Origin of the sequence: Dyella sp. S184, assembly GCF_009766065.1 — a bacterium.
GTDB lineage: Bacteria > Pseudomonadota > Gammaproteobacteria > Xanthomonadales > Rhodanobacteraceae > Rhodanobacter.
Window position 1 is genome coordinate 684,174 of sequence record NZ_LMUE01000009.1, and the last position, 12,502, is coordinate 696,675.

The 12,502-nt window shown below is 64.7% G+C and carries 6 protein-coding genes; 2 read left to right on the top strand and 4 right to left on the bottom strand.

All coding sequences use genetic code 11. From position 1 onward, the window contains the following. Positions 1–65: 65 nt before the first annotated feature. A complete protein-coding gene (locus GSQ75_RS15325) occupies positions 66–2,660 on the top strand; it encodes an MMPL family transporter (RefSeq protein ID WP_158755706.1) in 2,595 nt (864 codons plus the stop codon). Here the strand turns inward: GSQ75_RS15325 and GSQ75_RS15330 are convergent. The 3 genes from GSQ75_RS15330 to GSQ75_RS15340 all read right to left on the bottom strand — a co-directional run bounded on the left by GSQ75_RS15330 (position 2,644) and on the right by GSQ75_RS15340 (position 10,116). Beyond that, positions 2,644–4,986 (bottom strand): TonB-dependent receptor plug domain-containing protein, encoded by a 2,343-nt coding sequence (locus GSQ75_RS15330; RefSeq protein ID WP_158755707.1) that lies wholly within the window; start codon positions 4,984–4,986, stop codon positions 2,644–2,646. The genes GSQ75_RS15325 and GSQ75_RS15330 overlap by 17 nt on opposite strands. 185 nt (positions 4,987–5,171) lie before the next feature. Continuing rightward, complete coding sequence (prmC, locus tag GSQ75_RS15335) at positions 5,172–5,993, bottom strand: peptide chain release factor N(5)-glutamine methyltransferase (protein WP_158755708.1); 822 nt, start codon at positions 5,991–5,993, stop codon at positions 5,172–5,174. Further along, positions 5,986–10,116 carry a hypothetical protein gene (locus GSQ75_RS15340; protein ID WP_158755709.1) on the bottom strand — a complete coding sequence of 1,377 codons (4,131 nt, stop codon included), beginning with the start codon at positions 10,114–10,116 and terminating at the stop codon, positions 5,986–5,988. The genes prmC and GSQ75_RS15340 overlap by 8 nt, the downstream gene beginning before the upstream one ends. A gap of 203 nt (positions 10,117–10,319) precedes the next feature. Between GSQ75_RS15340 and GSQ75_RS15345 the strand changes: the two genes are divergently transcribed. After that, on the top strand, positions 10,320–10,484 hold the full coding sequence (locus tag GSQ75_RS15345; RefSeq protein ID WP_158755710.1) for a hypothetical protein: 165 nt from the start codon (positions 10,320–10,322) through the stop codon (positions 10,482–10,484). An 80-nt stretch (positions 10,485–10,564) separates the two neighbouring features. Here the strand turns inward: GSQ75_RS15345 and GSQ75_RS15350 are convergent, their stop codons facing one another. Beyond that, the gene (locus GSQ75_RS15350; RefSeq protein WP_158755711.1) at positions 10,565–12,241 is read right to left on the bottom strand and encodes an FAD-dependent oxidoreductase; all 1,677 of its coding nucleotides are present in this window, start codon (positions 12,239–12,241) and stop codon (positions 10,565–10,567) included. Positions 12,242–12,502: the final 261 nt, after the last annotated feature.

Sequence of the window (12,502 nt, forward strand, 5' to 3'; positions counted from 1 at the left end):
GACGGCGAACAAAAACAGGATGGCCATCGTTTTTGATGGCCGTCCGGTCAGGAGACGCGTCACTGATGACCGATTGGATCGCACGTCTTGTCGACACCAGCCGCCGATACGCATGGCTGATCATACTGACCTTCACCCTGCTCGCTGCTGCCTGTCTGTGGTTTGCCGCGGGCCATCTGGGTATCGATTCGAATACGGATCACATGTTCGCCGACAGCCTGCCGTGGCGGCAGCAGGAACTGGCGGTGGACCGCGAATTCCCGCAGTTCAACAATGTGCTGGTTGCGGTGGTGCGTGGAGCCACTCCCGAGGAAACCGATGCAACAGCCGGCGCGCTGGCACAGGCACTGCGGGCGGATCCCGCCCATTTCCATGATGCCACGCGGCCGGATGCCGACCCGTTCTTCCGACAAGAGGGCCTGCTGCTGCTTCCGTCGCAGGATCTGAACAAGCTGCTCGATTCGCTGTTGAACGCACAACCATTGCTGGGGCCGCTCGCCAAACAGCCGTCCGCACTCGGCCTGCTCTACGGTGTCTCGCTGATGGCGGCGGGCGTGCGCATCGAGCACGCCGACCTCAGTGCCTACAAGCCTGCGCTGGAACAACTGCGCCAGGTGCTGGATGCCGCCGCTGCCGGCCACGCCGTGCCGCTGTCGTGGCAGACGCTGCTCGGCTCGGACGTTACCAAGCAAACCGATCCGATGCAGCTGGTATTGATCCATCCGGTCATGCAGGCGGATGCACTGCAACCGGGCCTGGCTGCCACGCAAGCGCTTGAGCGTATAAGCGCCAGCCTGCCCGAAGTACGCAGCGGTCGCGCAAGTGTCAACTACACCGGTTCGGTGGCGCTGTCGGACGTGCAGTTCGGCGCGCTGACCCAGGGCATCCTCGGCAGCACACTGGTCAGCCTCGTGCTGCTGGCGCTGTGGCTGTATCTGGCGCTGCGCTCATGGCGATTGATCGTGCCGATCCTGCTCAACCTGCTTGGCGGCCTGGCGCTTACGCTCGGCTTTGCAGCGCTGGCGATCGGCACGCTGAACCTCATCTCCGTGGCGTTCGCCGTGCTGTTCGTCGGCCTGGCGGTCGACTTTGCGATCCAGTTCGCGGTGCGTCTGCGTGATGTGCGCCCGCAGCGGCCCCTGCTGGCAGACGCGTTGCGCCGGACTGGCAGGATCGCGGGTGCCCAGATCAGCGTGGCCGCTGCCGCCATCGCCTGCGGCTTTCTTGCGTTTGCGCCGACGGCTTTTGTCGGTGTCGCGGAGCTTGGCCTCATCGCCGGCGTCGGCATGTGCATCGCCCTGCTGTGCACGCTCACCTTGCTGCCCGCGCTGTTGTGGCTATTCCAGCCGCGCGACCAGGGTGGCGAACTGGCGCTGCCGTTCGGTGCGCGCTGGGATGCATGGATGTGGCGTCGGCACAAGGGAATACTGTGGCTGTTCACGCTGCTTGGCGCGGTCGGTGCGGTCGCCGCCGTGACGATGCCGTTCGACGCCAACCCGCTGCATACGCAGGCACGCGATTCCGAGCCCATGCGCACGCTGCGCAGCATGGCCGACAACCCGGTCACCAACCCGTTCAACATCAACATCATGGTGCCGGGCCTGGCGCAGGCGCGCGAACTCAGCGCGCGGCTGGAGAAATTGCCGGAAGTATCCGCGGTGATTTCGGCGGCGACCTTCGTGCCGCCGGACCAGTCCGCATCGCTCGACCAGCTCGAGCAGGCGCAGGATCTGATCCTGCCCTCGCTGACCCCGCGCGCGACGTCGACAGCGGTCACGCCAGCGGCGCTGCGCGCCGCCATCGCCGATACCCGTGGCGCCATCGCCGATGCCGGCCACGACCTGCCTGCCGATTCGCCGTTGCGCGGCATCGACGCCGCGCTGCAGCGGCTGAGCCACGCATCCGACAGCAACCTGCTGGCCATGAACGAGGCAGTCAGTCGCTTCCTGCCCGATCAACTCGCCAGCCTGCGCGATGCTTTGGATGCCAACGAGATCACCCTGCAGAACCTGCCCGCATCGATCAGTCGCGACTGGTGGAGCCCGGACGGACAGGTACGCATCCAGGTATCGCCCACTGCCGCTGCCAAGGAGACCGCAGGTCTTCGTCGTTTCGTGCAGGCCGTGCAGGCGATCGCACCGCAGGCAGGCGGTCCCGCGGTCACCACCATCGCCTCGGCGGATACCATCATGCGCGCCTTCCTGCAGGCGGCTGCCTTGGCGACGCTGGCGATCGCGCTGGTGCTGTTCGCCGTGCTGCGCCACCTGCGCGATACCGGCATCGTGCTGCTGACGCTGGGGATGTCGGGGCTGCTCACGGCGCTGCTGGCGCGGCTGGGCGGGATGGAGATCAACTACGCCAACATCATCGCGCTGCCGCTGCTGCTCGGCGTCGGCGTGTCGTTCAACGTGTACTTCGTGATGAACTGGCGCGCCGGCATGCGCCACTACGTCAGCTCGGCTTCGGCGCGCGCGGTGCTGTTTTCAGCGCTGACCACCGGCACCGCGTTCGGCTCGCTGGCGCTGTCGCACGACCGCGGCATGGCCAGCATGGGCAGCCTGCTGCTGCTCAGCCTGGTCGCGGTGCTGCTGGCGACCTTCGCCTTCCTGCCCGCCCTGCTCTACACGTTGACACCTGCACAAACTAGAACGGCACATTGACCGAGACACCGAGCGTGCGCGGTGTGGACAGCTGCACCAGCATCGGACCGCCCACGCTGGCGAGAAAACTGACTGACTCGGAGTTCAGCGTGCCAATCGCCACCCGGCGATCCAGCGCGTTGCGCAGGTAAAGGTCCACGCTGACGCCACTGCGCAAGGTCATGCCGGTGTTGAGATCGAGCATGGCGAAGCCCGGCAGGTTGAAGTTGGGGTCGCTCGCATCGCCCTCGAAGCCCGCGTTACGCTGGCTCGACAGACGCAGGTTGGCGCCGGCATAGGCTGCCTCGCCAGCCAGCCGGAAGTTGTACTTCGCAGCGAGCGTGGCCGTTTCCTTGGCCGAATACGGCAGGCGCGCGCCGTCCTCAATGCCCTGTTGCGAGTTGCCCTGCAAGGTGCGCGCGTCGGTATAGGCACCCGAGCCGCTGAGCAGCCATGGCCCGGTAGAATAGGTGGCCTGCAGCTCAAGGCCATCGATCCTCGAATCACCCGCATTCTCGATGATCGCGTTGCCGACCGTATAGGTGATCAGCTGCATGTTGTGCCACTCGATGTCATAGGCATCGATACCCACGTTCAGATGGCCATCGAGGTGACTGCCCTTGTAGCCGAGTTCATAGCTCTGCAGCGTATCCGAGCCGAAGGTGTCACCCGCGTTCGGGTTGGAGCCGAAGATCGTGCTCTGCACCGGCGCCTGCAAGCCACCCGGACGGTAGCCGGTGGATGCGCGCATGTAGTAGCTGTGGGTCGTGTCGGGCCGGTAGCTGGCGGTGAGCATCTTGGTGATGTCATCGCTGATCATGCTCTCGCGGAAGCCGCCCGGGCTGCCGGCCACCGAGCCATCCTCGAAATTGGATAGTTGCTGCGAATTGCCGCTGGCGCGCACGCCGGCGGCCAGGTCGATCGTCGGGGTGATATGCCAGGTCACGTCGCCGTAACCGGCATATTCCTCGAAGCGGGAACTCACCAGCTGCTGCAGCAGAATGCTCCGGCCCGGCGGCGGCAGGTTCGCACCTTGCAGCGCGTACTGCTCCCACTCGTCCTCGCGGTTGAACCACAGGCCCGCCAGCCAGTCGAAGTGATCGCCCTTGCGCGAGGTCAGGCGGATCTCTTGCGAAGCCTTGTGCACGTCGTATTGGGAATCGACATATAGCGAGCTGAGTGCGCTGTCGCCACCGAGCGAGGGATAAATCTGGTTGTACAGGGCCAGGAATCCATCCGGATAATCCTGCACACTGTGGTTGACGAAATTCTGGTACGAACTGATCCAGTCCAGGTTGGCCCAGCCAAAGTCGTAGCCGGCATGGAACGAATACAGCTGCAGGGTCTGCGTGAACGGCTCGCGATGGTTGAGCTCGCGGTCATAGGGGCCACCTGATACCGGCTGGCCGGTGGCCAGCGAATAGTCCGCCATCGATAGGCCATCGGCGGCGATGCGCTGGACCATCGCGCTGAGGTTGAAGGTCAGCTTGTCAATCGGGTCGACCTCAAGCTGCGCACGCACCCCCTGGGTATGCGTGCGGTTGTCGCCATTGGACGGCGTTTCGCCCACCGCACGGTATAGCCCGGCACTGTGCTGATCCATCACCGATACGCGCAATGCCGCCTTGTCCAGAACCAGCGGGATATTCAGCGTGGCCCGCTCGGTGTAATTCATGCCGGCTTGCTGGGTATGCGAGATGTCGAAGCCCGCTGAGCCGGAAAACCCGCTGGCATCGGGCTTGTTGGTGACGTACTTGACCAGGCCGCCCATCGAGCCGGCGCCGTACAGCGTGCCCTGCGGGCCGTACAGGAACTCGATGTGATCCAGATCCATCAGCGCCGCGTCGAACACGAAGGTGGCGGCCGAGGCGTACACGGTACTGCCGCCGACCGGCACGTCGTCCAAGTACACCGACACGGTGGGACTGGTCTGGTTGCCGGTGGACACGCCGCGCATGATCAGCTCGCCTTCACCGGGGCCACCCGAGCTGGCGAAGAACACGCCCGGCTGGTACGAAGCATAGTCGCTGAGCGTGCTGGCGCCAAGCTTCTGCAGGTCGGCAGCCTGCACCGTGTCCACATGCATCGGCACTTCGCGCGATGGCTCGCGCCGACGGTTCGCGGTGACGATGATCTCGCCCAGCGTCGTTGACGGCTTTGCTTTTGATGCTTGGCTGTTGCCGGCTGTTGGCGCGGCAGCTGCGCCGGTCGAATCCGGGGACGACTGCGCGAGGACCAACGCTGGAATGCAAAGCAGCGACATGCCGATCATTCGACGCCAGCGATTGCCGCCAGCAAGAGGCCTGCCGCCTGCACCGCCTGAAGCGCTACCCGAATGAAACTGCATGGATCTGCATCCTCATCTGGCACGGATAATTTCGTTGCGGATGACGGGAGACCGAAGTCCGCCGAGACCCGACCGAGAACGACATGCTGTCGTCAGCTTAGCGCGACCGTCAGCAACACACTACCCGCAAGCTGGAAGAGTCTTCAGCTTCAACAACCCATCGTGAACGATGGATTCCCAAATGATCAGCAGCAACCACCGCTGACGCGATCGCGTCGCTCCAGATCCTGCGTCGTGAAGACACTGGAGTAACCAGCATCCACAAGAAGCGCGCGTACGGCTTCACCCTGGTTCCACCCGTGTTCGAACAGTAGCCAGCCACCCGCGCCGAGATGGGCACGCACATCGCGCACGATGCGGCGGATATCGTCGAGGCCATCATGACCGGACGCCAATGCGCTGGCCGGTTCGAAACGCAGGTCGCCCTGCGCCAGATGCGGATCGTCAGCCTCGATGTACGGCGGATTGGAGACGATCAGTTCGAAGCGCTGGCCAGCCAGGGGTGCCAGCCAGTCTCCGTGCAGGAACGTGACGTTATGGATGCCATTGCGCTGCGCATTGCGCAAAGCGACAGCGAGTGCATCAGCACTGGCATCGGTAGCGATTACTTGTGCGCGCGGACGCTCATGGGCGATCGCGATCGCGATCGCCCCACTGCCGGTGCCAAGATCCGCCACGCTGCAGGCGATGTCGGGCGGCAATCGCAGCAGCGCCTGCTCGACCAGCAGCTCGGTTTCCGGGCGCGGTATAAGGGTCGCCGGACTCACTTCCAGATCCATGGACCAGAAGCCACGATAGCCGGTGATATAGGCCACCGGCTCACCCTGCATGCGGCGCTCGAGCAGCGCGGCATACGCTATCTGGATATCTGCATCGACTACGTCATCTACATGCGCAAACAACCAGCTTCGCGGTTTCTTCAGCACGTGCAGCAACAGCAGCTCGGCATCCAGGCGCTCGCCGAGCTGCTGCGTGGCCACGGCCAGTACGCTGCGAACATCAGGCATCCTGCACTGGCTCCATCGATGACGGCGGCAACTGCGGCGGCATGACAGAAGGTCTGGCTTCGGGTTTGCGCCAGTAGCCACCCCGCGTCCATGCATCGAAGGCCCAGCGCAGCCAGCCGATCAGCGCGTTGGCCAGCCACAGCGCCCAAGCCAACATGGCGACCTTGTAGACCCACAGCGGTACGCTGAACACACCCGCCTCAGGCAGCGCGCCACTGCTCCGGTCAGCAAACCAGCGCAGCGACGACGCCGTTGATCCGTTACCGGCCACATGCATGTCGGGCAGGCCGAGCAGTCCCTGCGGCACGGCGCCGATCAGCACCACCAACGAAAGCACAGTCAGTGCGGCCAGACCGAATTGCAGCAGGTTGAACTGCGTGCCGCCCATCAGCTCCGGTGTGCGCATGCGCGCGCGCAGCCCCAGCAAGATCAGCCACAACACCACCAGCGCATACGCACTCCAGGCAAAGGCCGAGAAACCCAGTCCCAGCAGCAGCCAGTGGCTGAAACGCAACGGTGTCGGCGCATAGCCGGCCAGCAGCCAGGAGGCGATCAGCAGCACCAGCAATTGCGACCAGTAGAGTACGGCCGGACCGTCGGTTGGCCCCCACGTCCACAGCACCCAGCGATCTTGCGGCAGTTGCAGGGTGAGGTCGATGTTGGCCACCGGCGCGTGCAAGTCAAGCGACGGCACGCGCACGCGCGCAGCCACACCCTGCGGTTCGCGCAGGCGCAGGGAATAGTCATGCTCGCCCGGCAGCAGCGGCAGGCTGAGCTTGCCGTCGCGGATGGCGAGATTGATCGACTCGTTGTCGCGCTTCGCATCGAGCAGTTCGCTGCCCGGCGGCAGATCGATCGCATGCTCGCCACCGCGGGTGCTGCGTGCATGTACGTTGAGCACCAGCTCGCTGGCACGCTCACCGGTGCTGCTGGCCAGCTGTACGCTGTCGATGGCGAGGCTGTCGCCGGCGATCGCGACCGGCCGGGTGATCGCCAGTTGCAGGCTTTCGCCTGGCAACGGGTCGAAGCGCAGATCAACATCACTGTCGCTGGTCGGCACGCCCTTGGCATCGACGTGCCACATCGGCGCCGCACCCAGTTCCCACACCTCGGCACGTTCGCCCAGCGGCGGTGCGTGCATAGTGATTCCGGCCGAACGATCAAGCTGGCTCTCCCAGCTCACTACGGATTCGCCCGCCTTGAAAGTGATGTTGATGCGGCCATCCCTGACCAGCACGCCCTCGCCCTTGGGATGCTCGCCAGGCAGCAGTGGCAGGCTGATGCTGAAACCGCCGTCCTGGGGCGCGATGCGTTCCACCTGGTTCGATACGAACCAGTCCAGGCCCAGGCCGATCTTCCGGGTGAGTCGTACATAGGGCGGAAAGCTCTGCGTGGTCGGCAGGCTCTTGCCGTCGGCTGCGGTCTGCACGCGGCGCAAGGTGATGCTGTCGCCCAGCACCCGTCCGTCGTCGATGCCTTCCAGCAACCAGCCCGGGCCCACGAAGGCGATGTGTTGCGGCGCCAACGCGAAATGCACGGCAGCGCTTTCGACGTCGTCAAGACGGTAGTGCAGGCTGATGCGGTGCACGCCGCGGTCGACCCGCAGCAGCAGTTGGTCGCCGTCGCGGAGCAGCGCCGGATTGGCATGGCCATCAAGGCTGACGTCGGCCAGCGGCAACGCATCGTCAGGTGTCGGCAGCGGCAGCGCAACGGAAGTGCCCGCATGTGCCTCCAGCTCCAGATCGAGCATCGCGCCGTTCACCTGCAGCTGCGCCTGCGCCACCTCGGCGCATTGCGGCGAACACTTCGGCGCCTCGGTGAGCCGGCTGCGCAACTGGTTCAGCAGCTGCTGATCGGGCATCGCCTGGGCGCGCGAACCCGTGGGCAGCAGGACCATCGCCAGCAGTACGGCACCAACCACGCCGGCGCCACGCGAAGGCGTCCAACGACCACGCAACGGCAGCAGCAGGTTCATCACCAACCGGCCGAGCAGTGCAGCAAGCAGGCCGATCATCAGTACGCGCATGATGCGCACCAGCCATGCCGGCGCAATCACCAGGCGGGTGGTCTGCTGCAGGGTCACCGGGCCGGACCAGCCGAGCCGATAGTTGTTGCCCTCGTTCCAACGCGGGGTGCCGGCACCGGCCTGGATCACCGTGTGCGTGTCCTGGTCGTTGCCGACCAGATCTTGGATGCTGATTAACGAGCCGGTGACCACAATCGTCTGCAGATTGCCTGATCTGGCTGCGCCAGCCTGTGCCGGAGCGGCGGCCTCGTTCAATGTCACCAACCCTGCCATGGGTGGCGGCGGCGGGACTGCCTGAACGATCTTCGGCGAGGGCTGATTGACGCTCTTTTCATCCTCCGTCGCATCCTGCGTCTGCGGCACGTAAGCGGCCGAGACCATCCGCGGCACCATGCTTTCCTCCAGCTGCGGATGCAGCGCGTACTGCAACTGTGCCGCGGTGAACGGCAGCGCCCACAGTGCCGCCAGCACGAACATGCCGATGGCACCGTAGCGTGCGCACAGGCGCAACCGGCCCTCGGGCAAGGCGCGCAGCAACAACGCCAACGCGAGCGAGATGGCGACCGTCCACAGGGGCGCCATGTCCTCATGCTGGGCCAACACGAGATAGCCGGCTGCCAGCATCGCCCACGGCCAGCCGAGCAGACGCCCGGCCAACAGCGCAATCAGCGCCACCACGAACAGATCGAGCAGGCTCCATTGCGCCGCCCACGAATCGGCCGAACGATCCGCACCGATCGCGCCGAGCAGTCGGTAACCATGCGGCAAGTGCAGGGTGGCGTCGATGTTTTCCAGCGGCACCTGCCAGCCCGAACTGGGCACCGCACCGGCATGTGCCGGCAGGTTGAGCCCGGCTGAAACGTCAATCGTGCGATCGCGCACTTCCACGCCCGGATGCCCCGTGGCATCCCGGGTGACCAGCAACGGTTGGTCGTTCTCCGAGGCACGCTGCATTTGCCATGGTGCTGCCACGTCGAGCCGCTGCTGGTGACGCAACTTGCCGGTGAGGTGATCGGCGATGCTGAAATCGCGCCCATCGAAATCCAGCCACATCTCGCGCTGCAGGTGCAGCGCGTCACCCTGGCCACCCTCGTTGCCACGATTGCCCTTCTCCACGCTCAGACCGCTGGCCCCGTCCAGTACATAGGCCGGCAGCTTGCTCCAGTCGTCCGGCACACCGGCCTGATCGGCATCGATGGCATTGCCATCGACCCGTGTGCTGCGCAGCGCGTTGTCGTCGGCATAGCTCCAGATCTCCTGCTTCGGCCATGGCAATGGCGGCAGCGCCACGCTGATCTTTGCCAGCGGCGCGACGCTGCGCGCGACCAGCGTCAGCGTCGACTGGCCCGGCCGCAACTGCACGCGCAGGCGGCCATCCTTTTCCAGCCGCGCCGGCAGATCGCCGCTGAGGGCAGTCGCCACGAAACCGTCCGGCAGCGCAGGTCCCAACACTTGCTCGCGCGCCGTGCCGGTGACATTGAATTGAAGTTGCGTTTCCAGCGTGGCCGGCAGGCCATCGGTGAGGCGGCGATACACGCGAAGCGAAAGCGCATCGGCAGCGCGTTGTGCATTGGCCGCTTCGCCCAGCGTGAGCAATTCGTCCTCACGCTCGATCCGGGTGACGGCGGCGCCGTCGACAGTCAGTGTGACCAGGCCGATCGCAGCCGGGACATGCAGGTTGGCCGGGCGCGACGCCCATGGCAGCGTGCCTTTCACCTGGTAGTCGCCGGGCTCCAGTCGCAGCATCGGCACGTTTTCATGCTCCAGCACGATGGCCGGCTGGTTACCCAGCGTCACCTGCTGCGGCCAATGGACGTTGTCGCCCGGCAACGCCACCCAGCTTGGCGCATCCACATGCACGTCCAGGCTGAAGCGCCCGCCATCCTTGTCGGCATCCAGTGTCAATCGTCCCGGCCACGCGCACTGATAGCTGCCATCTCCCGGTGGCTGGTTGGCAAGAAACGGACAGCCATGCTGCGGCACATCGTGCAACACCCAGGCCTGCCAGTCGCGCAATGGCGACGGTACGTCCTGTGCCAGCAAGGGCGCGGCAAATAGCAGCCATAGACCCAGCAACCCCAACGATCGACGAAGCATGCGTTTCTCCCTGTGTGCCCGCGGGGCCGGCACAGTGTAAGTGGTACGCGGCAGGCACACAGCAGCAACTGCATCCTGAAGGAGTCGTTGCTCGTATCTGCACGCATGCCACCTCAACCTCTGATGAAACGCGGCCCGCTGCGCAACGGGGTTAACCGGCCAGCCACCTCGGTCAAACCCATGGACCAGCCAAAGGAAACCGGATGCCGGCCAGTACACCCAGCGCAACCTACAACGCGATTCGTCGAGGCCTTCTTGCAACGGCGCTGATGCTGCTCGGTGACGCCCTGCTCACCGGCTGCCAGGCCGTGCTTTTCAGCGGCATCAACGCACCTCAGCCATGCGCAGCCACCACGCTTTGGCGGTGATGTGAAAGGCGGGACAGCGAAAACAACATGGCAGCATTCATCGACGGAGAGTCGACACTGTGAAGCGAACCCGCCATGCGTCAGCCCGCTTCCGGATGCAGATAGTGATGCACCGCCTGGATCACCACGGAACCCTCGCCAACCCCCGAGGCCACGCGCTTGACCGACCCGGCGCGGACGTCGCCCACCGCGAAGATGCCGGGCTTGGTAGTCGCAAACGGTGAATCCAGCAGATGACCTTCCTCGCAACGGCCGGTCATCACAAAGCCCTTGGCATCGAGTGCCAGGCAATCCTTCAGCCATTCGGTGTTGGGTTCGGCACCGATCATCACGAACATATTGCCCACCGGTCGCGTCGTCAGCTCACCGCTATTGCGATGTCGCCAGGTGACGCGCTGCAGTCGCCCCTCGCCTTCCAGGTTCACGATTTCACTGCACGCATGCAGGGTAATCGTCGACGACTGCGCAATGCGCTGGACAAGATAGTCGGACATGGTTGCCGCCAACCCGTTCGCACGCACCAGCACGTGCACGTGCCCCGCGATGCGCGACAGGAACACCGCCGCCTGTCCGGCGGAGTTGCCGCCACCGACCACCACCACTTCCTCGTTGACACACAGCTGGCCTTCTATCGCGGTGGCGGCGTAGTGGATACCTGCGCCCTCGAAGTCGGTGTAGCCAGGCACATCGAGTTTTCGATAGCGCGCGCCGGTGGCAACAATCACCACGCGCGCCTGCAGCGACTGCCCATCGTCCAGTTGCAACTGATAGGGCTGTACCGAACAGTCGATGCCCACCGCATGGCGCGAGATGGCCAAACGCGCGCCGAATTTCTGCGCCTGGGCCTGCGCGCGTCCCGCCAACGCCTGCCCCGAAATGCCCGTGGGAAAGCCCAGGTAGTTCTCGATCTTCGACGACGTACCAGCCTGCCCGCCCGGTGCAAGACCTTCCACCACGATGGTGGACAGCCCTTCCGATGCCGCGTAGACGGCGGCCGCCAACCCCGCCGGCCCCGCACCCATCACGGCCACGTCGTAGACGGTATTCGGATCGATGATTTCCGTCAGGCCCAGCTCATCGGCCAGTTCCGACGTGCTGGGGTTTTGCAGGAAACAATGCTCGGGACAGATCACCACCGGCAACTGATCATGACGCAACTGGAAGCAGGCAATGAAACCGCTCGCGTCCGGATCCACCTCGGTATCGATCAACCGATGCGGGTAACCATTGCGTACCAGGAAGCGCTCAAGCCGCAGGGTATCGGCGCTGTGTCCCGGTCCCACCAGCACCACGCCGCCGTAACCCAGGCGAATCAGGCCCACACGGCGCAGGATGAAGGCCCGCATGATGATCTCGCTGATGTCCGACTCGGCGGCCACCATGCGGCGGAAGTTCTCCGGACGGACGCGCACCACGCGGCTGTCCACCGCTACGCGTGCCGAAGCCAGGATGCCGCGCTGGTTGAACAGGTTCATCTCGCCGCTGAACTGCCGTGCAGCGTGGATGGTGAAAACATTCGCCTGGCCGAACTTGTCGAGCTCGAAGATCTCGATCAGGCCCTCCAGCACGAGGAAGAAATCCGCGCCGCGCTGCCCGCGCTGGAAAAGCAGTGTGCCAGCCGGCACGGCCTCTTCCTCACCATAAACAGCAATACGCTTCACCATATCCGGGCTCAGCCGAGGGAACATCTGCTCCCTGCGATGCATGGGATCGGTGGGGTCATAGACGACCTCGAGCGATGGCGACTGATCCGACATGCAAGACACCTCGTCATGGGTCCGCCCGGCGACATCGCCGGGCTCTTCCTGCGGTCATTGTTTGGCGGCAATACCTATGTAGCACCGTGCCGACAGGCCATCCTGCGCGCACATCGGTATCGGGGGCAAGTCGGCGTTGCGAAGGCAACATCGCCTAGGCAATCGACTTGGCGAGACGTTCACGAGACCAGCGATGCGCCTGATCATCCTCCTTCAATAATTGACGGCAAACTGCATCCCTGAGCTGACCGGTTACGTATC